The organism is Microcoleus sp. S36a_B3, from assembly GCF_036700745.1.
Classification (GTDB): Bacteria; Cyanobacteriota; Cyanobacteriia; order Cyanobacteriales; family Microcoleaceae; genus Microcoleus.
In genome coordinates this window covers 55,885-79,078 of record NZ_JAUBPN010000008.1, presented here as the reverse complement: position 1 = coordinate 79,078, position 23,194 = coordinate 55,885, and the positions used below count along the sequence as shown (strand labels likewise).

Sequence of the window (23,194 nt, the reverse complement as noted above, 5' to 3'; positions counted from 1 at the left end):
AAATAAAATGAGAAAAAAAGGGCAACCGCTGACGGAGTACAACGAAATGAAGACGCGCATTACAGTCTCCATTACGCCAACTGCGGTCAAAGGCATAGATGCGATGGCAGATTCCCTAAACATTTCGCGTTCTGAGTTACTCGAAAGGATAGGGCGGGGGATGTTGCAAGTGAGTGCAATACAACAGGAAAGTGCGGGAGATTAAGGGAATGCTTTGCAGCTTTCTATTTCCAATAATCTAGAAGATAATTGACAGTTCGTTGGGAGGGATACCGTGGAAGAAATCATCAGAGTTGAGTGTTAGACAGTGCGGTTTTTCGATGGACTAGAAGTTGACGGCTATCGATTGCCCAGCGGGGAATTTCGTGTAGGATTGACGGGAGCTCGCCTGGTGTATTGAATAAAAACTAAATGAGTGTAAAATCATGAAACAAAACTTAGTTATATCGGCTATTATTTCATCTCTTTTTATCGTGGCCCTTCCTGCAAAAGCGGTTGAAACTAGGTGCGGGTGGTTAATAAATCCCACGCCTGCAAATTGGTATCTAGTAGACAAAGATGGTCGTTGGACTATCTCGCTGCAAGGGGGATATCAAGCGAAAGGAATGGATAATCTTCCTACCTATAACGAGAAAGAATACGTCAAAACGAATGGCTATTATGGATATGGTTGTGCTTGTATGAATGTGGTAACAGATAGCGCTCGATCTAGAATTAGCGAAATTCGGGGCGGTGAATCATTACCGCTGTCAACTTGCCGTGAAGATCCAAATGTACCCCCAATGCGTTAGTTCCAGTAAATCGGTAGCAATGCCGCTCGTTTGGTAGAATCTGGACAACTTCAGAAACCAACTCATAACTCATAACTCATAACTCATAACTCATAACTCATAACTCATAACTCATAACTCATAACTCATAACTCATAACTCCTACGCCATGACCGACAGCACCATCACCACCCAACTCTCTTCTGCTACTCAGGGTTTGCTCTTCCTCAGCGAAACCGATGCTCCCTTTGAGGTTATTCATTGGCCGGCACAGGGAGAACTCACCCCGCCGAAACTCTTGCAACTTACCGGACACCCACCCGATGCTCCCGTAGAACAGCGGACGGTTGATGACTTTTTTGCGATCGCCACCGCAGAAGAAACTTGGCACGATGAAGAGGAACGAGAAACAGTGCAGCGGTTTCAGAACTTGGTGAGCGTACTAAAGCAGAACCTATCCCAGTTGCAGGTTTACCGAGTGGGCAGCATTGAAATTGATGTCTACATCGTCGGCGTTCCTCAGTCAGGCGATTGGGCGGGGCTTTCTACTCAGGTAGTAGAGACTTAACAATTTTCAGCCTCAAGGTAGAGAAAAAAGCTCGGGCAAACAGTGAAACTTAAGCAGCTTTAATCAACCTAGAGGAATGTATGGCTCAATCTTACACAGTCCAAGAAGGCGATACGCTTTACGGCATTGCCGAACAATTCTACGGCGACGGCAACGAATGGGAACAGATTTATCTAGCAAACCAAGAAGTTATTGGAGATAACCCCGATTTAATTTTACCGGGACAGCAATTAACTATTCCTGACAAATAGCCTTTACTGGCTGTCAACTTTCCCCTCAATCACTTGCTGAACCTGGAGCGGCACATTAGACAAGAAATTCAGCCCCGTCTCCCGCTCCACTTGCTTTACCGAAACTCGAAAGCTTTTCCATCCCGAACCTTTGACACTGGCATCGTTTGGCATCATCACGGCGATCGTCCTGGTGTTTGCGTCAACTCCCCGCATTCCCAACCCCTGTCGGTCTAATACAACAATAACTTTCCAAGTCTTTGCCGGCACTGCAATCTTTTCCTTTTTACCTATAGCGCCAAGCTTCCCTACGGGCCCGGCAACGATGTAGAGCTCCTTGCCCTGCTGCACCAATTCCCGGCAATACTCCTCCAAGTCACCCCACACGCCCCTGTTGAGTTCTGGCACTTGCGGCATCATGTTGGTCATCAGGAAAGTGCTGCTGTTGTCGGGTTCATTGCGGGTGCGATCAGCGCTGGGTGCAACGTGTCCTCGATCGTAGCCGCTTCCGCTGTAATCGTTGGGGCGGACTTTGTACCAAGCATCCGGTAGGGCACCGTCTGGGCGAAAGTTGTCTTGGCGGTCGGCTGCTCCAATCCAAGAGCGGTTCAGTTGCCACGATACCCAATTGGCGGTCTTAGTTTTGCTGTTGTAGGAGAGTACAAACTGTGGCTTTACCAGCAGGTAGTTGTCGGTGCTGGCAACACTGGAAGCTGCATTGCTGGGATTGCCCAGGAGCAAGTTGCGGTTGTTGGTGGCTGAGCTGATTGGTTCTCTGGTGCTTGGCTTGGGTTGCTGAGCCCTCGGTTTCTCGCGACCAATTTGAGGAAGCCGAGACGGTGGCGATGGCTCAGTCAAGTTGCAGCCGCTAAGAATCCCTACTAAAATCAGAGCGATCGTCCCCCGTTGCCACAATTTCTGCACTATCTGCTGCCCCTATTCTCTTCGTCAATCCCAAGCTTATCAGCAGCCTGACACTTAACCGCAAGAATGCAGCCACAGCCAAACAACTTCGCAAATCTCTAGTACGTTTGCCCTTTCAAAGAAGTAGCGCGCTTGGAAGATTAGCGGCCACTTTTAGAGCGCTTCAAATCTGTGCCATACCGCCATCGACAAACAGCTCGATGCCGTTGACAAAGCTGCTGTCGTCTGAAGCGAGAAAAACAACCGCCTTAGCAATCTCATCAGGTGTGCCGACTCGCCCTAATGGAATGTTGACGGCTTGGCTGTCCACGAATTCCTGCACTTGCTCGTCGTTCAGTCCTAGGAGATTGTAACCAGGAGTAGGAACTACGCCAGGACTAATGGCGTTCACTCGAACCTGGCGCTCTTTGAGGTCAAGCGTCCAATTGCGGGCAAACGATCGCACGGCTGCTTTGGTTGCGCTGTAAACGCTGAAGGCTGGGGTACCTACGGTAGAAGCAGTCGAGGCGTTGAGGATGATAGAAGCGCCTTCGCGTAAGAGTGGCAGCGCCTTTTGCACGGTGAACAGCAGACCTTTAACGTTGGTGTTAAACGTTTTGTCAAAGTGTTCTTCGGTGATCGATCCGAGCGGGGCGATTTCTCCACCGCCAGCATTGGCGAAGATTACATCAAGATGTCCTTGCTTTTCTTCAATAGTGGTAAACAAGCGATCTAGGTCTGCCAGATTGGAGACATCGCTCTGAACCCCTGTGACGTTTTTACCGATCGCTTGGACAGCAGCATCCAGTTCAGCTTGGCGACGACCTGTGATGAAGACATACGCACCTTCGGCAACAAAGCGCTTGGCAGTGGCAAGACCAATGCCGCTGGTGCCACCCGTAACGAGAGCAACTTTTCCTTCTAGTTTTTGCATTTTGGATGAGTCCTGCGGTTATTGAGGGTAAAACTTATGTATTGAGAGGGAGTTGATGATGGGGTTGATTCTAAATGACGGTTTGAGCTGTTCGATTATAAACCCGCTATTCACCTGAACGTACAAATTTCCCTGCCGCTCAAGGCTCTGTCCTCCAAACCTTCTTGCTCTAGTTTTGCTAAGCATCGCGTGTGATAGTTGCGTAAGTTCTGAGTTTTTTACCACCAGTACGCTGGCCTCCAGAATGCAGCGATAGACGGGAGAAATAACTCCAGTAGATTTAATAAACATTCAAATATTCAAACGTTCAAATATTCAAATGTTTAAATATTCAAATGTTCAAATGTTTGTAGTGGCACTAAGTTGCTGGAGGTATTGAGCGACGGACTTTTCAACCAGCTCGCTGATTTCTTCACCTGACTGTGCGGCAGCAGATTTGAGGTCGCGGTGCATTTGTTTGGGCAGATAAACCGTAGCCCTGACAAAGTTGGGGTCTTTGCTTTTGGGTAACGCGGGAGTTGGTGCAGGGGCGATATCTGGTTCGCCGGGTTTGAGGTTTTTTGCCTTTAACAAATCATCAAAGCGGCTCATGGCAATATCTCCTTGCCGACAGCGGCATAACAACCCCAAGCAGCTTTGGCGTAGGCATCTTTGACAGCACTTACGGGAACCCCGGCGAGCGCTGCTTTTTGGAATACTGCCAGCCGCCTGACCTCAGCTTTGAATATCGGCAACTCAGCTTTCTCGATCGTTCTGCGAGACTCAATCCCGACTTTGCTAGGAGCGGGCGGGATGAGGGTGAGCAAAATGCGGTAATTCGATTTTAGGGAATGCAGAGCTTCCACCATTTGCAGCATTGCGGTGAGGGCCATCGCATCGGGAGAACTCGGCAAAATCAGCAAGTCACAACCTTCAGCTACAGTTTTGAGTTCGTCAGGGTCTGGTCTGGCAGGCGTGTCTATTACGATGTGCTCGTAATCTCTGGCAAAGCGAACTCCTTGCTTTTCATCCACCACTTTGAACGGGAGGGAACCCCGCGCACCCCAATCCAAAGCACTGCGGTTAAGGTCGCCGTCTACCAAAAGTGTAGGCGCTTTGGTTTGCAGGTAAGCCGCCAAGTGCAGTGCTGTAGTTGTCTTGCCGACTCCGCCCTTGAATGAGGCGATTGTCACGATCATAAGTTTATCGATACGTTAATTAAATCAACTTTACCTCTTAATCATTTAAATGTCTAGACATTTGAATGGTTGAATGTTTAAAAGGATGCCGTATCTTGCCAGTTATGGGGCGGGGAGAGCTCGGCTAATTAACGATAACAACGTAGCGTTCGGTTGTAGGTGATTGGAGGCGGTGGAGATTCCCACAAATCAAAGCAGTTGTCATGCTGCAAGAGTTTGCCTCCCATTCGAGAGATCGAATGGCGCGATAACATTGGGAAGAGCATCACCTGCGGTTTAATCATCTAAACGTCTAGATGTCTAGTTGAATAATTCAGGACTTACGCAACTGGCACATGGTGTGAGCGCGCGCGGCTGGAAAGGTGCTTTGATGACGTGCAAGAGCGATCGCCCTACTTCTGCACATCAACAAAACGATTACTTCATCCAGTCTGGGATGATGAGATGTTTTACTAAAAGCTTTTTAGAATTTTGGTTGTTGGTCAAAGTCTGCAAGGCTAAGTACCTAATCACTGATATTTTTGGGGTAAACTCCAGCAGTTTCTTTGGTCTGATGGATGTTATATCCATATATTACCCCCCATTTTTGATAAATCCTTGTAGAAATTTATTAAAATATTCTATGCGATTTTCCACATCCTTTCGCTCGTTATACCTTCCATCAAACAGATGCCTATTTTTTTCTTGACACAACAAGAAATCAGGATCGAAATATCTGGTTTGCCTGATTGTTTCCGCATTTGCTATAATACGGGTTTTGTATATCAGATTTTTTGAAAAAACCTGCATTAATGAATCGTAAATAATCTTTCTCGGACTCTTAGATTCTTGGGTTATTGAAGGAGCCAAAAATGCACTCTCACCAAAAACTGTGTAAACCAACTCAATAGTTTCGTTAAATAGAGATTCCAGAGCGTTCAAAACTCGATCCAGCCAGCTATTGGCTTGTCTCAGATAATCATCTAAAAAAACATATATCGGGGACTTTAACTTGTCTAAATGCCTGCAAGCAAAAAATCGTAAAACCAATTCAACATCTTCCATTTTACGGTATAATGCTAATCTCGCTGAAAATTCCGATCGTTCGAGTTCTTCTTCGCTTTTAAGTAGTAAATCTTCCACCTCGCTTTCTAACGGTAGTTGCCACATTTTACGAAAGAGGTCGTTTTTGGCAAGTTTCACGCAGAGTTGATTGAATTTGCCATTATGTAAAGCATTTCTTGTTTCTTGTGGTGTTAGTTTTTCACCCCCAGTATTTAATCTTTTAAAAACTATTCGCTTGAGACTTTCAGCTTCTTCTCTGGTTTTTGCTGTTTCTTCTAACAATACGATCGATGACAAATAACGCCTATCTATACCTCTTCTAACTTGTTCGGGTAAATCCTAATATCTTTTGCCATTAAGTTCTTGCCACTGTTCTAATCCTTTTAACTCAAATATCCCTTGATAAAAATCATAAATACTTGTGAGCCTTTGTTGTCCATCCATTACTTCATAAATAGAATAGTCTACTCCATAAAGAAAAATAGGAGGAATAGGTAAATTCATTATAAATGATTCTATTAAACGAGATTTGCGAGTGTTGTCCCACCTTTTTCTACGCTGGTACTCAGGATTTAAGATATATTTTTTGCTCTCTCCCTGCTTGCTATCCAGCATAGTTTCTATGGTGTCAAGTGGATAACGAGCTTGCTCGGTTACAATTCTGATCTCGCCTCTCTTGTATTTATCGTTGATTTGCTCGTCTGAAAAAGAGATCTCAGAGCAATTGGATTGATTGTCTGTACTAAATGTTTCGCCTGAGATTAAGTAGCTAGTTATGTTCATACTTACCTTCCTATTTTAAGGTTATCATTGCCTCAATATTCATAAAAAAAAGCTCGGTAAGTGGGAAACTCAGCGACTTCAGTCCTGAGAGGAAAACGGCTCGGCGATTTCAATCGCCTTGAATCCCCTCGCGGGGTGGAGAGGTATGGTTGCCTCAATCTCCCTTTCGGGTAATGTTCGCTTGTCGGTCAAGGTTATAAAGGCTTGTTAGACTTGCAGCACTGTCGAGAGTGACTTTAAGACTGTTTAACCGCAAATGACAGAGCGGGGAACTAGCGTCGCATTCAAGGAGTGTCGTGACCTAAATAACGTAGTCAGTTAAGACTATAGCTGGTCAGAATAGCTTGCCAGACAAGTGTTTTACAAGCGAGCGTGTCTTGAGACCTGAGTTCCTGACTGCATGGTGATTTCACCTATTCATACTATAATTATGCAACGAAGCGATCAGACTCCTAACATAAATATTTATTTGTACTTTTTTAAAGAAATGTAAAAAATAATATTGTTTAATTAAAATTTAAATTTTGCTTAAAGTGCAGGCTAGTCTTTATATTAGAGGATATATCTACTTACAAATTGAAAATTGCTAAAAAAAATGTGTATTAATTATTAACAGAGGCTGCAAAGATGATTAACTTAGCCGGCTACGAAATTACCAACCAAATCCATGAAAGTAACAATTCTTTAGTTTACCGAGGACTGAGAAAACAAGACAACCAACGAGTCATTCTCAAATTTCTCAAGCAAGATTATCCGATGCCAGCTTCGTTAGTCAGATACAAGCAGGAATACGAAATTACACGCAATCTTAACCTAGAAAGTGTGCCTAAAACTTACAGCTTAGAAAGATATCAAAACAGTTTAGTTATTATTTTCGAGGATAGTGGTGGAAAATCATTAAAGCTGTGGTTGGCTTCTCAACAACTTACCTTAGAAGAGTTTTTGGCAACCGCTATTAAAATAACCAGAGCTTTAGGCCACCTTCATCAACATAACATTATTCATAAAGATATCAACCCCAGCAATATTATTATTAACTCGACAACAGGGGTAGTCCAAATCATAGATTTTGGCATTTCTACTGTTTTAAATCGTGAGAATCCTACCCTAAAAAATCCTAATGTTTTAGAAGGCACTCTGAGCTATATATCGCCGGAACAAACAGGCAGAATGAACCGAGCGATCGACTACCGCACCGATTTTTACTCATTAGGAATCACTTTTTACGAACTGCTAACGGGGCAACTGCCATGGGATTACAACGATGCAATGGAATTAGTGCACTGTCATATTGCTAAACAAGCAGTACCGCCCCATGAAATCAAGGCACAAATAGAAATTCCTAAAGCGGTGTCTGATATTGTAGTGAAACTCTTAGAAAAAACGGCTGAAAAAAGATACCAAAGTGCTTGGGGAATCATCGCAGATTTAGAAGAATGCCTAGAACAACTACAGGCTAAAGGAACGATTGTAGATTTTGCGATCGCCCAAAAAGATATTACCGATAAGTTTCAAATTCCGCAAAAGCTCTATGGGAGAGAACAAGAAGTAGAAACCTTGCTAGCTGGGTTTGAGCGCGTCAGCAATGGCGAGACAGAAATCATGTTAGTATCGGGTTACTCTGGCATTGGCAAATCAGCCTTAGTGCAAGAAGTTTATAAACCCATTACTAAGGCAAGGGGTTATTTTATTGCGGGTAAGTTCGACCAATTTCAACGCAATATTCCTTACGCGGCTATCATCAATGCTTTTCGATCCTTAGTGAAGCAAATACTAACTGAAAGTGAAGGACAATTAGTTCAATGGAAAGAAAAACTTTTAGCCGTTTTGGGTAAAAACGGACAAGTCATTATTGATGTCGTTCCAGAAGTGGAACTCATTATTGGTAAGCAGCCAGCCGTGCCAGAATTAGCAGCAGCCGAGTCACAAAATCGTTTTAATTCAATATTTCCAAAATTTATCGGCGTGTTTTGCTCATCTGACCATCCTTTAGTCATCTTTTTAGACGATTTACAATGGGCTGATTCTGCCACGCTGAAGTTGCTAGAAGTAATGATGACAGATGCACAAACGCGCTATTTGTTCTTAATTGGGGCCTATCGAAATAACGAAGTCGATCCCGGACATCCGTTGATGATAACTCTGGATTTACTACAGTCTAAAGCTTCTGTTATTAACAATATTACATTAGTTCCCTTAGCTATTGAACATATTTGCAACTTAATTTGTGATACGTTACACTCTCACCTAATTGCAGTAGAACAATTAGCTCAATTAGTAATCAGAAAAACTTCTGGCAACCCCTTTTTTGTTAATCAATTTCTCCAAACTCTCTATCAGGAAGGCTTACTTATATTTATTCCTCCGTCTCAAGGCAGTAAACCCCAATGGCAATGGGACATTGCTTTAATTGAGGCAATAGGTATTACTGATAATGTTGTGGAGTTAATGGTTAGGAAGTTAAGAAAACTTCCTACCTCTACACAGCAGGTTTTACAGTTAGCTGCTTGTGTAGGCAACACATTTGATTTGCACACCCTTTTTATTATCCATGAAACATCAACAGCAGTCGCTTATCAAAACCTTTTACCAGCAATTCAGGAAGGTTTAGTGTTACCTATTTCTGAGTGGGAAATTACACGAGAAGAAATAATAAATGCTCCCCTAATTATTCTTAGTTTTAAATTTTTGCACGATCGAGTGCAACAAGCAGCTTATGCCACTATCCCAGAAGAGCATAAAAAAGAAGTTCACCTCAAAATCGGTCAACTGCTTTTAAAAAATACTCCTGAAGAAGAACTGGAAGAAAAGATTTTCGCTCTGGTCAATCATCTTAATACTGGTGTGGAATTGATTGATGATTTAGAAGAGAAAGTGAAATTAGCAAAATTGAATTTAATAGCAGGCAAAAAAGGCAAAGCTTCCACAGCTTATAAAACAGCAGCTACCTATTTTGCTTTAGGAATAAAACTACTAGGGATTCAGGCTTGGGAAAATTATTATGAATTAACATTTACTCTCTATAGGGATCGAAGTGAGTGCGAGTATTTAGCGGGCAATCTTGAGGAAGCAGAAGAACTTTTTAAGATTGCATTAAGTAACAGCAAATCAGCCATAGATAAAGCAGAAATTTATTCTCTTTATACCTTTTTTTGTTCAACTTTATCACGGAAAGATGAAGCCCTAAAGTTCACGCTTGCTGGCTTAGAATGTTTGGGTATGGATTTGCCTCGTACAGAAAAAGAATTACCAAAGGCAGTAGAAGTAGAATTACAACAGGTATCGTTAAATCTGTCCCAAAGAAAAGTTACTGATTTAATCCATGCTCCTGAGCTTAGAGACTTGACTAAAAGAGCGAGCATTAAATTATTAATTGATTTGTGGGCGGTAGCTTATTATGTTGGACATCAAAATTGGCTAGATTTATCTATATTAAAGATAGTTAATATGTCCTTAAGGTATGGAAACACAGATTTATCAGCCTTCGGTTATGTTACTTATGGAATGTTGTTATCATCTCGAAATGAATATAAATCAGCTTATGAATTTGGTAAGCTAGCTTTAAAGCTCAATGAGAAATTTAACAACAAGAGCCTTAGTTGTAAAGTTCCTAATCTTTTTGCTTTGAGAATTAATCCTTATAATAATCATTTAAAAACCAACTTAAATATTTTTAGGACAGCTTATAAAGGTGGGCTAGAGTGTGGCGATTTAGTTTACATAGTTTGGACGATTATGTTTAGTATATGGACGAGATTCATTATAGGTCAGCCTCTAAAAGAGGTTTATGAAGAATCTTGTAAATATATAGCTGTTATGAAGCAAACAAATGACTTAAGTATGCTGTATGGATTTATGTCTTTACAGCAAACTATTTTAAATATACAAGGATTGACTAAAGACAAATACAGCTTCGATGATGAAATATATAGTGAATCGTTGTGCTTGCAACACTGGGAAAATACGAAGTTTTATCATGTTAAGACTTGGTATATAACTTTCAAGGCTCAAGTTTTATTCATTTATGATAATTATACTGAATCTCTCAAGCTGGCTCAAGAAAATGAAAAAACCATTAATAATTTCGGTTTTTTTAATATCACTCAACACTATTTCTATTATTCATTAAGTGTGGCTGGTGTCTATTCAAAGGCTACTATTGATGAAAAAGAAAACTACTGGCAAATTTTACATAATATTTTAGAAAAAACAAAAATTTGGGCTGATAACTGCCCAGATAATTATCTACATCAGTATTTACTGATAGCGGCCGAAATAGCGCGGATTTCTGGTAAGGATTTAGAAGCAATGGATTTATACGACAAAGCGATCACTTCGGCTAGAAAAAACGAATATATCCAGAACGAAGCTTTAGGAAATGAACTAGCGGCTAAATTCTGGTTAGCTAAAGGAAAAGAAGATTTTGCTCAACTTTATATGCAAAAAGCTCACTATGGCTACCAACTCTGGGGCGCTCTAGCTAAAGTTGAGGATTTAGAAAAGAAATATCCCCAATTCCTAGCTAGAACATCAGCCAATGCAACAACTCAAACAAAAGTTAACCGAACAACGAACGCGCCTACTACCACTAGCACTAATTTGGGAGAGACGCTAGATTTAGCCACAGTAATGAAAGCTTCTCAAGCGATTTCAGGTGAAATAGTTTTGAGTAAGTTGCTGGAAAGGTTGATGAAGATTACGATCGAAAATGCAGGCGCCCAAAAAGGCTTTTTAATTTTAGAAAAAGCGGGAAACTGGGCGATTGAGGCTGAAGGTTCCGTTAAGGGGGATGAAATTAGCGTGCTGCGATCGCTTCCTCTCAATGCAGAAGCTGCTTCTGGAGAAATGTCCAAACTAGCAAGTGCCATCGCCCACTACGTCATTCGCACCCAGGAAAACGTGCTTTTAAATAACGCCACCCAAGAGGGACAATTTACCCGCGATCCTTATATTGCAGCCACTCAACCGAAATCCATTCTCTGCACTCCTCTGCTGCACCAGGGCAAGCTGACAGGCATTCTTTACCTGGAAAACAACCTGACAGAAGGAGCCTTTACTACAGATAGGCTGGAGCTGTTAAAATTGTTATCTGCCCAAATAGCGATTTCCATTGAAAATGCCCAACTCTACAATAACTTGCAGGAGTTCAATCAAAACTTAGAGCAATTAGTGAGCGATCGCACCCACGAATTATCCAACACGCTGGATGTTTTAAAAGCGGCTCAAAGTAAGCTAGTCGAATCTGAAAAAATGGCATCGCTGGGAGGATTAGTTGCAGGCATCGCCCACGAAATTAATACTCCCATCGGCGTTGGTGTCACCGTTGCGTCAGCTTTGGCAGAACATACCACAGAATTTGCTTCTACTTATAAGAGTGGCAAAATGAAGCGCTCCGAGCTAGAAGAATTTTTGGATATAGCCACCCAGAGCAGTAACGCCCTTCTAATTAATCTAAATCAGGCTGCGGCATTGATTCAGAGCTTTAAAGAAGTGGCAGTCGATCGCTCTAGCGAAGAACGACGAACTTTCATAGTAAGAGATTATCTCGATGAAATTTTAATCCAATTAAAACCAAAATTGAGAAATAGCAAACATTCGATCGAAATTAAGGGAGACACCAAAATGGCCCTAGATTCTTATCCAGGGGCTTTATCTCAAGTTGTCACAAATTTACTGATGAACTCTCTGATTCATGCTTACGAACCGGGCGCTACCGGAAAGCTGGCTTTTGATTGGCAGCAAGAGGGCGATCAACTTAGAGTTGAATATTCCGATGATGGTAAAGGCATTCCCCCAGAAAATTTAAGTAAAATTTTTGAGCCATTCTTTACTACCAAACGCGGCCAGGGTGGTAGCGGCTTGGGATTGCATATTGTCTACAATTTAGTTACCCAAAAACTTTTGGGTGAAATAGAATGTAAAAGTGAGGTCGGAGTGGGAACCAAATTTATTATTAAGCTACCTGTCCAAATCGATTCACAACCGTAGTTTCCTAAATCAAAACATCAGTAACAAAAAAGGTGAGCAGCAATGGACAAGAGTATTTACAGCTTTTCAAGTAAAAAATCATCTGAAGAAGTGTTATTTGCTGAAGATTTTAACTCAGATGAGGGATTATTTTTTGCGGATGAAGTGTCAGAAGATACCCCGACTGAAAGCTGGAAAATTTTGATTGTAGATGATGAAGCTCAAGTTCATACAGCCACCAATATTGCCCTAAGAAAGTTTGTTTTTGAAAATAAATCCTTAAATTTTATTAGTGCTTATTCTGCTAAGGAAGCTAAACAGTTAATTCAAGAACATCCTGATGTGGCTATCATCCTGCTTGATGTAATCATGGAAACGGATGATGCTGGCTTAGAGTTTGTTAAATATGTCCGCGAAGTGTTAGGCAATCAGTTAGTGCGAATTATTTTACGCACGGGCCAACCCGGACAAGTACCAGAAAAAAGCATTATTATCAATTATGATATTAATGACTATAAAACTAAAACTGAACTAACGACATCAAAGTTATACACTACCGTACTAACAGCTTTGAGAAGTTTTTGTTTAGGTCACAAATTGCAGTCTGAAATAGAGCGGCGCGAACAAGTAGAGAAAGCACTTCGGAGCAGTGAAGAAAAAGAACACCAAAAAGCTCTTGCCTTAGAACATTCTTTCAAAGAACTGCAAGAAATGCAACTCCAGCTAATTCAAAGTGAAAAAATGTCTAGTCTTGGTCAATTAGTCGCAGGTGTAGCTCATGAAATTAACAATCCGGTTAACTTTATTTACGGCAATGTCTCCTATGCTAAAGATTATATTAAAGAACTCATCTATCTGTTGAATCTCTACCAACAGCATTACCCACAACCAAAAGCAGAAATTCTTAAGGCAATAGAAGATGGAGAGTTGTCATTTATTATGGACGATTTGCCAAAGTTGCTTTCTTCCTTGCAGTTAGGCATCGACCGCATTCGCATGATTGTGCAGTCTCTACGCAATTTTTCACGATTGGATGAAACTGAAATCAAATCAGTAGATATCCACGAAGGGATTGATAGCAGTTTGATGATTTTACAGCACCGACTAAAAGCTAGGTCAGATCGCCCTGCTATTAATGTGATTAAAGAGTATGATGTGTTGCCACTTTTGACCTGTTATGCAGGTCAGCTTAATCAGGTATTTCTGAACCTTTTAGCGAATGCTATAGATGCTTTGGAAGAGCGGGTAAGTAAAGAAAAAGGTACAGTTTTTTGGCCCCAGATATTAATTCGGACTGAAGTTTTACCGGGAACTTCACAAGACAACATTAGCCTTGATTCAGGCATTCGGGTAACAATTGCTGATAATGGCGCTGGCATGACTGAGAAAGTTCGTTCTAAACTTTTTACTCCCTTTTTTACTACTAAGCCAATCGGAAAAGGGACAGGCATGGGATTGTCAATCAGTAAAAAAATTCTGCTAGAAAAACACTGCGGTCAATTGCAGTGTATTTCTACGCCTGAGCAGGGAACGCAGTTTATTATTGAGATGCCAGCTATCTGTATACCAACCAATTTCGCCGTAGCTATGCCTTAGAAAACTCATCTGGCGGAATTCATCATATAGCGGTTTTCAGTTGCATGAAAGCAGGGTAATTGTTAATGGGCTAAAGCCGCACTACGCACAAAATAGGACACGACGTAAAGTTTTGTAACAATGCCCGCTTTTCAATGTCCCTTCCGCCTACAGAAGCTGCCAACACTCAGTCAGCTAGCGCAGAGTAGTATTACTACTCTATTTATCAACGTAAAAGTTAAACTAAAAGTATGTTTTTATATAGTGTTATTACCACAACTTATCTAGAACTTGGTTCTGAATCAGTCAAAATATTTAAAGCCAGGTTTTGGGATTATCTGATTGATTTGACTGCTGTGCCGCAGGCGTTGGACGAGGAGATGGTGCTGACGTTTTGATCCAATAACGAGCGCCTCAGTTCGGGGTTTTGTAAAAAGCTATCGTCGATGGGTTTCTGTTTTTTCGTGGATCGGTTCAACGAGTTTTCTCTGTTTGAGCCGTTTTAAATAAAAAGGAGATAAACGCTCAAATCATTATCTAGCAAGGGTTTAAACTGTTACTTTGCGACTGATGTCACCTTCGCTATTTCTGGGCCTAATTAACAATTAGGTATCTATTTTCAGTTCGGTTAAGCCAAGCTCTTACCGACACAACCATAACCCCAACTTCATCAACAGCACGTCTTAGCGTTGCTTCATTTATACTCAATTCTTTAGTCCAATAACGAACCTCATACGGTTCGTTGAGATTAATTCTATTTGGGTCTTCAGGGCCTTTACGGTTCCTATCGTCTGACATTTTTTGGTCTTGATAAATTTATATTTCTATTCTAACACAGTTTTTTCAACCTTCCAAGCTGACTGACCCCAAATTTTACCGGCGCGGGTAAACCGGAAGTTCCCGCGTTCAAACTGTTCTCCCTTGGGCTTAATTCCTACCAGTTCTGCAACTTTAGAACTGGGGAGAATCGCCGATGCCGTGCGACTCATCAAACAAGCACAATCGGTGAGACAGGGCCCACCCAAAGCGGTGATGTTTCTCAACCGCGCGGTGAAGGGGACAAAGCTCAAAACCGAAGCAATGGAGTTGTTGGGGAAACTTGCACCCACCATCAAGCCGTGCTCAAATCGGTGATTCACCAAAAACAAGTAATCGCCGATTCTTCGGGTCAAGCAGCTTGGCGTGTGGGATTTGGGCGGTCAACCAGCCTCATATTCCGGGAAAGAGTACAGCCGATTGTTTAAGGAAATTATGGGAGCGTTAACATGAGCGCCAAGAAACGCAAACCATTGGGTAGTGCGATGGAAGAGTTTGTCTTCGGTGCTCAGGAAGCTGCATCACCACCAACACCAACGGAAGCTGCATCGCCAGCACCAACACCCACAGCATCACCAATAACGGAAACACTGACCACACCAAAATCTGCATTGCTAGCATCTACACCACCGCAGCCAGAAGCATCACCAACAGAATCAGTTCCCATTCCATCCAAGGAGCCTAGCTTGATGAGCAAACTCCAAGCACCCGATAAAGAAGCAACGGTTAGGTTTACCGTGGATATGTCCGAATCCCTACACCGCAAACTGTCGATGTTGGCTGCTAGGACGGGACGCAAGAAAGTGGATATTGTGCGGATGTTGTTAGAGGAAGGGTTAAGGGAGGTGGAAGGATAAAAGCGATTGTTCTAGCCCGCATCCAAGTACGGAAGAACTTCTTTCAAGCATCAAAATCTCGTAGCGGGCTGGTGACATAGTGGCTGGCCCACTAACTATCTGGCCAATCAGGGATTGAACCCTGCATACTGGGGAACAGAAAATACGTTAGTTTTTATCAAAGGGCGTTCATTTTAATTCAGCTCATAATCGCATTAAGGTGCATTCAATCTAAAGTAACGTAAATTAATAGTAAGAGCTGGGAGTTTAGGTCAAGTTGTCAACTCAATGGGATGGATTAAGACAGTAAACTAATCGCAAATGCGTTAAAGTAGGAAAAGCAGTTTCTCAGCTAAAATCATGGGACAATTCGACGATTTACGCGACCAGATAACTAACAATAGCTGGATAGATAAAGACATATTGCAAATATCCGATGCAGTTATTACGGCTCTAAATAACGGTATAGAATGGTACTTTAGCCAGCCTCACATTCAGTTCATCATGACAAACTCAGTGATGGGAAGCGTTAATGATTTAGTGACGGCATCCCAAGATTTAGGAGCGACGGTGATTGATTGCAATCTCGTGTTTCTGGAAACGGTTTATGGCATCAATAAAGCTTTTAATAGCAAAGTTCACAAAGACCTAGCCGGCAAAGCTCAAATCGAGTTAGCCAAACTTGCCAATAACAACACTGAAAAAGCGATTTATGAAGCTTCGGTTATGGCGCACAACGAATCACTCAACCTACCAGAACTCTCGGTAAAAGTAGCTGCCATTGAAGCTGAAATCGCCTCTATTCAACAGCAAGGAGCTACAGCAGTCGAGCAAATAGAGCAGTGGAAGGATGACGCTATCACCAAGCTAGGAGAGCTAAAAAATGAACTTGTAGCCTTAATTGAAGGACTTCAAGGCAATCCTCGAAACAACGCCAAGGCAAGGCTCAGAAAGATTGAAGCTGGGATAGCAGCCATGCAAACTGGGATTATTCCCACGATTATCGCCATGAATCCTTACGAAATTACCTCAAAGTTCGACCTTTCCATAAATTCTACATTTCGGAAACCGCCCGTTATTAGTGCCATAGTTCCTATCGCAGTAGGAGGTGCAGCAACGGTAGCAGGAGCAGCAACTGTACTAACTGGAATTGCAAGTTGGTTGTTGAGCAGTTTCTTCCTCAAAGCGGTGAATATCCCAGCTACACTGCTGCCAGCGCTAACTAATACGGTAGTGTCGGTTGTCCTAAAAGTAATGGGTAGCGCTGGTGCTAATGCCACGAGATATTTAGCCGCTTCCGCTTTGAAAGCAGGGCAATCGCTGCTACCCAAACTCTTTGGAGCTACGGGGATGCAAGCGAGTGGATGGGCTTACCTAATGGCTTGGGCATCGCCGATAATCGGAGCAGCCGTTATCATTATCGCAGCCATGAGAAATAAAACTGCACTAGCAGAACTGCTTTACGTATTTGCTGATATTCAAGGTTCTATCGCAGGAAAGTTTCATCTATCTCAGGCTTATATGCAAGACACCAATAAAGTTGAAGTTTTAGAACAATTTAAAACATCTTCACTAAGATTGATTCAAAATGCTCCTTTGCCCATTGAGCGCATTATCGGAGTCGGGTTGAACAACAAAAGAGAATATGCTGTTGCTTATAATTTAACTAATCCCGACAATCCCATTCCAATCCTAGGGGAATCAGCAATCGCAACAGCACTAGGAACTGATAAAATTGATAAAATAGCATCAGGAAAGTTTTTCTTCTTTGATTAATTATGCCGACAATATACGAATTAGATTATTCTTGGGTTGATGAAAGTTTAGCGCAGATTCAGACAACTGCCATCTGGTCTGTGTGGGATTGCGTTGCCAAAAGCTGGTCAACCAAGCCCAAAGTAACTCTGCGAAACACGCTACTTTCAGGATTGCACCAAGATGCGGGTAAGGAAAGATTTTGCATTGGAGAAATCCCGACAACTACGAAAGATTCGTCGCTGTTGAATCCGTTTGTTGCGGGCAAAGAGCGCTACACCTTAGATTTAGCCAGCAATTCCAGAAACAGTGGCAGATTTACATTTAACCTAGCGCCCGTCGGTTCGAGCTACTACGGAACCAAAACAACCGACCAATGGAAACGAATTATTTATGGCAGCATTTTACATACAGGCTGCAAACTCTTAGCTGGCAGAGAATTCAATTACGTAGTGGTTGATGACGAACATAAAGATGCTCAGGGAAACCCGCAAGATGACCCCACAAATGGGAGGCATTGGAATAGCGGAGATAGTCACGGCAAAGCTTCCAAACAATTCATGACAATATTGGGGACTGGAGACGTTCATCTTAACAGCGATCCAGAAATCCCATTACAATTTAGGATAGCATCATTCAAGCAATGGGTAGCCAAAGGTACCATCGCCTACAACCCCGAACTCGATGATTCAGGTTTGGATTTAGTGATTCCCCTGTCATCCTTGAAGGGCAACAAACCAGCGCTAGGAAACTACGCGGATAAACTCATTTGCGGGTTGGTATTTGAAGCAGAGCAGCGCACCGCAAAAGCTGGGTGGATGCTATTTCAGTGGTTCGATTACGCCACGCTAGAACAAGACAGAATCATCAGCCGTTTAATCAATAAATGCGAGCGTTTAGTCGGCGCTCTCAACTCAATTCAAAACTTAGCCGAGCTGTTGAGAATCGACCAAAATGAAGCAGAGCAAGAAATACAGCAGGGCAATGAAGGGCTGCAATCCGAGGCAGAGTATGTTAACACGGCGATGCAAATCATCAAATACGACCTGCGCGGAAAACTGCTGCTTCATCCCTATATTATCGCCAAGGTTAAAGAGCGCCTGAGAACAGTTTGGTTAAATTTAGCAAAAGCGGCGGGAGTTAGGTTCTGGTCGTTGATGGCACAACCCGATGAATATTTTGCGAAGTACGAAATTACCGACACCAGCGGCAATACAATTTTTAGTAGAAAAGTGTTCTGCGCCCCCGGTATGGCAACGGGTGAGTACATCGTGTTCTGCAACCCCATGCGCCACTGGGGTGATTGCCAACTTTGGGAAAACGTACATGAAGGCACTTACGCCCAAGGTGGTGGATTGATGGCCGCTTCTCGGAAGTTGCTGCTCAACTTGGGACGGGATACCGACGGAGATTTTATTCAACTGATTCGCTCAACTGAATACCCAAATCTCAGAAATGCGATCGCCAACTTCGACAAACCCCCATCAGTTCGCAAACTCCCAAAAATGGCTTTACCCGGAACTTTGCAACAAGTTGCCATCAACAGCATGAACGACAGTACCGGAATCGTAGCATCGCTTTTAGGTCGCGCTAGAGGCGCGGGAGCTGAAGGAATCGTGCTGATGATTCCTCCCGGCGGAATGCAAACTGCACCCCAAGAAATGTCGATTATCGATTTCCTCAGCCAGGAACTTCAAATCGCTGTAGATTCACTAAAATCGGCTTATCCAAACAACGGCGAGGGTTTAAAGGAAGTTGGAGATTATCTCAACAGTTTGGGCGATGCAGCTCAAATTCCGTGGCTCTCTGATTTTAAAAACCCTGATTGTTATTTAAGCCGACCTTGTAACGTCGCACCCGATGCTAACGATACTATCTCTCGATTAGTCCGCTTAGTAAACAGTTACTGGCAACCAGCCCAACTAGAAACCAATTTAAACCTTACCTCCTTTGTGAATTCGCTTTTTTCCGCAGTATCGGTATCCGAAGCTCAACAAAATTACGCATTCGGGCAAAGAAATGGGTACGCTGCGGAAATGAGCGCTGCTATCGCTTGGAAAGCAGAAAATGAGGGTGACACTGCGAGAATCCGCTCCGTAGCCTTTAAGTATCAAGCTTTAAGAAATGCAGCCATCGAACAAGTCACTCAACCCGACGGCACTCCCTATACGGTTAAATCTTGGGCAGCAGCTTATTGGCGGGCAAGCCATACCGTCAAAGAAGATTCGAGAAGTTCTGGCTCCTTGGCATTCAACCTATTCCCAGATGAGATTATGGCCGAACTTAAAGAAAACCCCGACCCGCCGAGTTTCTTTGAGGTGTACAACGTCCACAAACAACAACCAAACCATTGGTCGAAGGCTAAGTGGAAAGGACGCACCGTTCAAATTAGAGTCGTGCTGCGGGATTGGGCTGCTCCCCGCACCGGTAAGATTGTACCCACGCCGGCCGTTGATTTGATGTATTCCCAAAGCACTGAGTTAGTTGGGTTTTATCCGCTGGGATTTGTTGCAGAAGCAGACCGCTCTAAGATGGCGATTGGCGAAACTCGAACTATGAAGGTTTGGACAAAAGGAGACGGTGAAATCGGCATCCCCACCACCAAAGTTTGGCTGTTCGATGAAAGCATGAGCGAGGAGCAAATTCAGGATGTTCTTGCGTTCGGTCGCGCGGCATCAAGTTTGTGGAAGCCGGAAGATTTCGGTCTTTCACCTTAATCGCACCTTTCTCAGGTTTAGGAATAATCTGCTAAGAGTGGAGGAGAAAAGACGGATTCTGCATCTAAAAACAGTTCCTTAATTTAGATGGTTGCGGTTATTCATAGCGGCTGCTCTGCTTGCAAAGGCGGTTCTTCTGGCAGCGGGATAAATTCTGTCTCTTCAGGAACCTGACCAAACCTTCCTTCTTTCCAATCGAGTTTGGCTTGCTCAATGCGCGAGTGCCTGCTCGAAACAAAATTCCACCATTTATGCCGCTCGCCCACAGGTTCGCCGCCAATCACAATACACCGAGCCGTACCCGATGCGGAAATGCTGACCGATGTGCCTGAAGTTAGAACCGCCAACCGATGCTGTTCCAGAGGCACTCCATCGATCGCAAGCCCCTCTGTTACGCTGTAAACCGCCTGTTCGCTGTAATTGCCCGGTAAGGTAAATTGCGAGCCTGGAGTCAGTTGCACGTCCAGATAAATCATGGGTGAAAATATTTCAACTGGGGAAATGCGACCGTAAGCTTCACCCGCAATCAGGGTGAACGAAACTCCTGCATCCTCCCAAACGGGTAGCTCAGAAGCCGGATGGTGCCGAAACCAAGGTTCTGTTTCTTCGTATTCGTCGGGAAGCGCTATCCAAGTTTGGATGCCGTGCAGGATGGCTTCAAAGCTGCGCTCATCGTCAGGGGTGCGTTCGGAGTGGACAATCCCTCGCCCTGCCGTCATCCAATTCACCGCGCCGGGACGGATTTCTTGAACGCTGCCGACACTATCGCGGTGCAGCAAAACCCCTTCAAACAGGTAGGTGACGGTTGCTAAGTTGATGTGCGGGTGCGGCCTGACATCCACGCCTTGACCGGGTGGAAACACCGCAGGGCCGAGATGGTCAAAAAAGATGAACGGGCCAACCAGTGTTAGAACGTCTGAGGGAAGCAGGCGACGGGCTTGGAATCCACCCAAATCTTGAATGTGCGGCTCGATGAGATGCTGGATGCTATCCGTCATGATGTTGGTGAAGTTGCGAATGCTAAGCCTGTGTCAAGAGTGCATTATACAAAAAGCTATCCCTAGAAAGTTGTATCGGTGAGTATTTCAATTGTTTAAACTTTCCCAACGGAAAGCTGTTGTAGAGTGTCGAGTTCTCAACCAGCTTTCTGCTTACGAGACGGTGGAGAGTTCGTCAGTGACTTGAATCCGACCTTTGAGCAGGGAGCGAATTAGGTGATCGAGCGAGCCGCGTTCTTCTTCGCTGATGGACTCATCGAAGATGGCAGCCATGAGGCCGTAGCGGTCAGCTTTAGTGAGGCGGTGAGTATCGGTGACAGTGGCGATTAATTCGTTGATAGCGCCTGGGAGAAGGTTGAGTAAAGACATGGGATTGTTTTGAACTCGACACCTCAATCATCTCCTGGTTTCCCTTAAGAGCAAGTGATGGTGCTGCTATTTTTCCGTGATAATACTGAAGGTGTTGGGTAAGCCAAGTCCGCGTTACAAGCGATCGAAGTCACAGTAACCCAGTGGAACTGCGGAGCAACTAGAACTTTTGGCGCTGTCATGACGCTAGAAACGCAAACCGCTCGGCAGTGCGGTGGAAGAGTTTGTCGAGGGTACAGCGGAAGCTGCACCAACAGCATCGGAAGTAAAACCGCTCGCGCTGAAAACACAGCCAATGGAACGGAAGCTCTATCGCTATCCGCAAAACCAACAGCATCACTAACATCGGAAACGATGCCAGCAACGGAAGCTGTATTGCCAGCACCAACACCGCCAATACCGTCCGCACCCGTGTCAGAACCCATTCCCCTTCAATCAAAGGAAAGTAGCCTGACTCACCGCCTCCAAACACCCGATAAAGAAGCGACTGTCAGTTTTACTGTGGATATGTCCGTCTGGAGAGCACCGTAAACTGTCGATGCTGGCAGCTAGGACGGGGCGCAAGAAAGTGGATATTGTGCGGATGCTGTTGGAGGATGGTTTGAAAGAGGTTGAGGGATAAGGATTCTCTTCCTATTGATGGCGATCGCTGTACTCGGAAAGTGGCGATCACTCGGAGGAACTGACTGGGTTAAGAAACAGAAGTTTTCCCAAGGAGTGGGGAGCTTCCACTGAAAACCTGGTATCTCTTGAACTTTGACGATCGCCCGTTTCAATTTAATTAGCTTGCCCCACGAGTGGGGAGTATTTAGCGTTAAGTTCCGTGGCTGCGATCGCTTGTTTCCATTCAACCAGGTTTAAAAGATTTAGGTTTGCAGAATTCTGAGATTGTCAAAACAGCGGATGATTTGGTTTTGGTGACTCCGTAATAAGCGATCGTGTCTGCCCCAATTCTCGTAGGAACGAGTTTCACCAACCCTCTCTGTCAGAAACCAACAATATAATAAATCCGCCCCAATCATGGGGCTTTTTTTTGTGCTTGTTAATTCTTCGCAATTCGGATTAATTGCTGAAATTTGAGTTGTAAAAGTTTGTGTTTGAAGTTTTCCCGATGTTGAAAACTTAGAGCTTTTGGCACTACAGAAGGCTCTGATTTTTAATTTCTGTTTGCGGTGTCGGGGGTCGAAGCCTCCTTCGATTCCGCATTAATAGAAGACCTCGACAAAATTTGTCTTAGCTACCTATTTTTAGGCAGTGCCGACTTAAATTTAAGTGCCGTAACCCTTCGGCTGGGGGATAGGACGATGCCTTAAGGACGTTTACTCTATGCGGTAGAGGCGTCCCCCAAAACTAGGCTATTAAAAATCTAGTCTTTTGTCAACAGCTATTTATGGTTTCCCTTAAACTGTCGCATTAATAGAAGACTTCCACTAATTTTGTTTTAGCGTTTCCATTCAATTAGTTTCCCCAACGAGTGGGGACGTTTATTCTCACAGTACGGAGGAAGCCAGATGAGCGACGATTCAAGTTTCCATTCAATTAGTTTCCCCAGCGAGTGGGGAGCAGGTTTTTGGTGTTGGGGCTGGAGATGTTGACTGTCACATAGTTTCCATTCAATTAGTTTCCCCAGCGAGTGGGGAGGTTGTCTGATGGATACTGCAGGTGATGCCTTAAAAGTTTCCATTCAATTAGTTTCCCCAGCGAGTGGGGAGCAGGTTTTTGGTGTTGGGGCTGGAGATGTTGACTGTCAC

At 43.6% G+C, this 23,194-nt stretch carries 21 protein-coding genes; 11 read left to right on the top strand and 10 right to left on the bottom strand.

Annotation, left to right across the window (positions count from 1 at the left end; translation table 11 throughout):
* Nucleotides 1–7: 7 nt before the first annotated feature.
* The 4 genes from QUA01_RS11345 (at nt 8) to QUA01_RS11330 (ending at nt 1,589) form a co-directional block, all read left to right on the top strand.
* Nucleotides 8–205 (top strand): ribbon-helix-helix domain-containing protein, encoded by a 198-nt coding sequence (locus QUA01_RS11345; protein WP_333092467.1) that lies wholly within the window; start codon nt 8–10, stop codon nt 203–205.
* A gap of 220 nt (nt 206–425) precedes the next feature.
* Nucleotides 426–791 (top strand): DUF4087 domain-containing protein, encoded by a 366-nt coding sequence (locus tag QUA01_RS11340; RefSeq protein WP_333092466.1) that lies wholly within the window; start codon nt 426–428, stop codon nt 789–791.
* A 148-nt stretch (nt 792–939) separates the two neighbouring features.
* Nucleotides 940–1,338, top strand: a complete 399-nt coding sequence (locus QUA01_RS11335) for a nuclease A inhibitor family protein (protein WP_333092465.1) — start codon at nt 940–942, stop codon at nt 1,336–1,338.
* An 80-nt stretch (nt 1,339–1,418) separates the two neighbouring features.
* The gene (locus tag QUA01_RS11330; protein ID WP_333092464.1) at nt 1,419–1,589 is read left to right on the top strand and encodes a LysM peptidoglycan-binding domain-containing protein; all 171 of its coding nucleotides are present in this window, start codon (nt 1,419–1,421) and stop codon (nt 1,587–1,589) included.
* 3 nt (nt 1,590–1,592) lie between these two features.
* Here QUA01_RS11330 and QUA01_RS11325 read toward each other — a convergent pair whose 3' ends face one another.
* From QUA01_RS11325 to QUA01_RS11300, 6 genes are all read right to left on the bottom strand, one after another.
* Nucleotides 1,593–2,492 (bottom strand): DNA/RNA non-specific endonuclease, encoded by a 900-nt coding sequence (locus QUA01_RS11325; protein WP_333092462.1) that lies wholly within the window; start codon nt 2,490–2,492, stop codon nt 1,593–1,595.
* A gap of 163 nt (nt 2,493–2,655) precedes the next feature.
* Nucleotides 2,656–3,405, bottom strand: a complete 750-nt coding sequence (locus tag QUA01_RS11320; RefSeq protein ID WP_333092461.1) for an SDR family oxidoreductase — start codon at nt 3,403–3,405, stop codon at nt 2,656–2,658.
* A gap of 339 nt (nt 3,406–3,744) precedes the next feature.
* Nucleotides 3,745–3,996 (bottom strand): CopG family transcriptional regulator, encoded by a 252-nt coding sequence (locus QUA01_RS11315; RefSeq protein ID WP_333092460.1) that lies wholly within the window; start codon nt 3,994–3,996, stop codon nt 3,745–3,747.
* Nucleotides 3,993–4,583 (bottom strand): ParA family protein, encoded by a 591-nt coding sequence (locus tag QUA01_RS11310; RefSeq protein ID WP_333092459.1) that lies wholly within the window; start codon nt 4,581–4,583, stop codon nt 3,993–3,995. Before QUA01_RS11310 ends, QUA01_RS11315 begins: the two co-directional genes overlap by 4 nt.
* Nucleotides 4,584–5,156: 573 nt before the next feature.
* Complete coding sequence (locus QUA01_RS11305; RefSeq protein WP_333092458.1) at nt 5,157–5,909, bottom strand: hypothetical protein; 753 nt, start codon at nt 5,907–5,909, stop codon at nt 5,157–5,159.
* A gap of 57 nt (nt 5,910–5,966) precedes the next feature.
* Nucleotides 5,967–6,410 (bottom strand): DUF262 domain-containing protein, encoded by a 444-nt coding sequence (locus QUA01_RS11300; RefSeq protein WP_333092456.1) that lies wholly within the window; start codon nt 6,408–6,410, stop codon nt 5,967–5,969.
* Between the two features lie 627 nt (nt 6,411–7,037).
* On the opposite strand from QUA01_RS11300, the gene QUA01_RS11295 reads away from it, so the two are divergent.
* From QUA01_RS11295 to QUA01_RS11285, 3 genes are all read left to right on the top strand, one after another.
* Nucleotides 7,038–12,398, top strand: coding sequence for a trifunctional serine/threonine-protein kinase/ATP-binding protein/sensor histidine kinase (locus tag QUA01_RS11295; RefSeq protein ID WP_333092454.1), 5,361 nt, complete (start codon nt 7,038–7,040; stop codon nt 12,396–12,398).
* Nucleotides 12,399–12,440: 42 nt separating this feature from the next.
* Nucleotides 12,441–13,973 carry an ATP-binding protein gene (locus tag QUA01_RS11290; RefSeq protein WP_333092453.1) on the top strand — a complete coding sequence of 511 codons (1,533 nt, stop codon included), beginning with the start codon at nt 12,441–12,443 and terminating at the stop codon, nt 13,971–13,973.
* A 230-nt stretch (nt 13,974–14,203) separates the two neighbouring features.
* Complete coding sequence (locus tag QUA01_RS11285; RefSeq protein ID WP_333092452.1) at nt 14,204–14,350, top strand: hypothetical protein; 147 nt, start codon at nt 14,204–14,206, stop codon at nt 14,348–14,350.
* A gap of 196 nt (nt 14,351–14,546) precedes the next feature.
* Here the strand turns inward: QUA01_RS11285 and QUA01_RS27390 are convergent, their stop codons facing one another.
* Nucleotides 14,547–14,750, bottom strand: coding sequence for a DUF3606 domain-containing protein (locus QUA01_RS27390; RefSeq protein ID WP_442921584.1), 204 nt, complete (start codon nt 14,748–14,750; stop codon nt 14,547–14,549).
* A 26-nt stretch (nt 14,751–14,776) separates the two neighbouring features.
* The gene (locus QUA01_RS11280) at nt 14,777–15,124 is read right to left on the bottom strand and encodes a hypothetical protein (protein WP_333133149.1); all 348 of its coding nucleotides are present in this window, start codon (nt 15,122–15,124) and stop codon (nt 14,777–14,779) included.
* A gap of 93 nt (nt 15,125–15,217) precedes the next feature.
* Here QUA01_RS11280 and QUA01_RS11275 point away from each other — a divergent pair, with 93 nt between their 5' ends.
* From QUA01_RS11275 to QUA01_RS11265, 3 genes are all read left to right on the top strand, one after another.
* On the top strand, nt 15,218–15,625 hold the full coding sequence (locus QUA01_RS11275; RefSeq protein ID WP_333092449.1) for a hypothetical protein: 408 nt from the start codon (nt 15,218–15,220) through the stop codon (nt 15,623–15,625).
* Between the two features lie 339 nt (nt 15,626–15,964).
* The gene (locus QUA01_RS11270; protein ID WP_333092447.1) at nt 15,965–17,380 is read left to right on the top strand and encodes a hypothetical protein; all 1,416 of its coding nucleotides are present in this window, start codon (nt 15,965–15,967) and stop codon (nt 17,378–17,380) included.
* A 2-nt stretch (nt 17,381–17,382) separates the two neighbouring features.
* Nucleotides 17,383–20,076 (top strand): hypothetical protein, encoded by a 2,694-nt coding sequence (locus QUA01_RS11265; RefSeq protein WP_333092446.1) that lies wholly within the window; start codon nt 17,383–17,385, stop codon nt 20,074–20,076.
* 101 nt (nt 20,077–20,177) lie between these two features.
* Here QUA01_RS11265 and QUA01_RS11260 read toward each other — a convergent pair whose 3' ends face one another.
* Together QUA01_RS11260 and QUA01_RS11255 are read right to left on the bottom strand one after the other, a co-directional pair.
* On the bottom strand, nt 20,178–21,074 hold the full coding sequence (locus tag QUA01_RS11260; protein ID WP_333092445.1) for a pirin family protein: 897 nt from the start codon (nt 21,072–21,074) through the stop codon (nt 20,178–20,180).
* 153 nt (nt 21,075–21,227) lie between these two features.
* The gene (locus QUA01_RS11255; protein ID WP_333092443.1) at nt 21,228–21,443 is read right to left on the bottom strand and encodes a hypothetical protein; all 216 of its coding nucleotides are present in this window, start codon (nt 21,441–21,443) and stop codon (nt 21,228–21,230) included.
* Between the two features lie 180 nt (nt 21,444–21,623).
* Here QUA01_RS11255 and QUA01_RS11250 point away from each other — a divergent pair, with 180 nt between their 5' ends.
* Complete coding sequence (locus QUA01_RS11250; RefSeq protein WP_333092441.1) at nt 21,624–21,974, top strand: hypothetical protein; 351 nt, start codon at nt 21,624–21,626, stop codon at nt 21,972–21,974.
* Nucleotides 21,975–23,194 lie beyond the last annotated feature (1,220 nt).

What these genes read in the sequence shown, in the direction of transcription:
- QUA01_RS11345 (WP_333092467.1), top strand. Translation starts at nt 8, where the DNA reads ATGAGAAAAAAAGGGCAACCGCTGACGGAGTACAACGAAATGAAGACG.
- QUA01_RS11340 (WP_333092466.1), top strand. Translation starts at nt 426, where the DNA reads ATGAAACAAAACTTAGTTATATCGGCTATTATTTCATCTCTTTTTATC.
- QUA01_RS11335 (WP_333092465.1), top strand. Translation starts at nt 940, where the DNA reads ATGACCGACAGCACCATCACCACCCAACTCTCTTCTGCTACTCAGGGT.
- QUA01_RS11330 (WP_333092464.1), top strand. Translation starts at nt 1,419, where the DNA reads ATGGCTCAATCTTACACAGTCCAAGAAGGCGATACGCTTTACGGCATT.
- QUA01_RS11320 (WP_333092461.1), bottom strand. Translation starts at nt 3,405, where the DNA reads ATGCAAAAACTAGAAGGAAAAGTTGCTCTCGTTACGGGTGGCACCAGC.
- QUA01_RS11315 (WP_333092460.1), bottom strand. Translation starts at nt 3,996, where the DNA reads ATGAGCCGCTTTGATGATTTGTTAAAGGCAAAAAACCTCAAACCCGGC.
- QUA01_RS11310 (WP_333092459.1), bottom strand. Translation starts at nt 4,583, where the DNA reads ATGATCGTGACAATCGCCTCATTCAAGGGCGGAGTCGGCAAGACAACT.
- QUA01_RS11300 (WP_333092456.1), bottom strand. Translation starts at nt 6,410, where the DNA reads ATGAACATAACTAGCTACTTAATCTCAGGCGAAACATTTAGTACAGAC.
- QUA01_RS11295 (WP_333092454.1), top strand. Translation starts at nt 7,038, where the DNA reads ATGATTAACTTAGCCGGCTACGAAATTACCAACCAAATCCATGAAAGT.
- QUA01_RS11290 (WP_333092453.1), top strand. Translation starts at nt 12,441, where the DNA reads ATGGACAAGAGTATTTACAGCTTTTCAAGTAAAAAATCATCTGAAGAA.
- QUA01_RS11285 (WP_333092452.1), top strand. Translation starts at nt 14,204, where the DNA reads ATGTTTTTATATAGTGTTATTACCACAACTTATCTAGAACTTGGTTCT.
- QUA01_RS27390 (WP_442921584.1), bottom strand. Translation starts at nt 14,750, where the DNA reads ATGTCAGACGATAGGAACCGTAAAGGCCCTGAAGACCCAAATAGAATT.
- QUA01_RS11275 (WP_333092449.1), top strand. Translation starts at nt 15,218, where the DNA reads ATGAGCGCCAAGAAACGCAAACCATTGGGTAGTGCGATGGAAGAGTTT.
- QUA01_RS11270 (WP_333092447.1), top strand. Translation starts at nt 15,965, where the DNA reads ATGGGACAATTCGACGATTTACGCGACCAGATAACTAACAATAGCTGG.
- QUA01_RS11265 (WP_333092446.1), top strand. Translation starts at nt 17,383, where the DNA reads ATGCCGACAATATACGAATTAGATTATTCTTGGGTTGATGAAAGTTTA.
- QUA01_RS11260 (WP_333092445.1), bottom strand. Translation starts at nt 21,074, where the DNA reads ATGACGGATAGCATCCAGCATCTCATCGAGCCGCACATTCAAGATTTG.
- QUA01_RS11255 (WP_333092443.1), bottom strand. Translation starts at nt 21,443, where the DNA reads ATGTCTTTACTCAACCTTCTCCCAGGCGCTATCAACGAATTAATCGCC.
- QUA01_RS11250 (WP_333092441.1), top strand. Translation starts at nt 21,624, where the DNA reads ATGACGCTAGAAACGCAAACCGCTCGGCAGTGCGGTGGAAGAGTTTGT.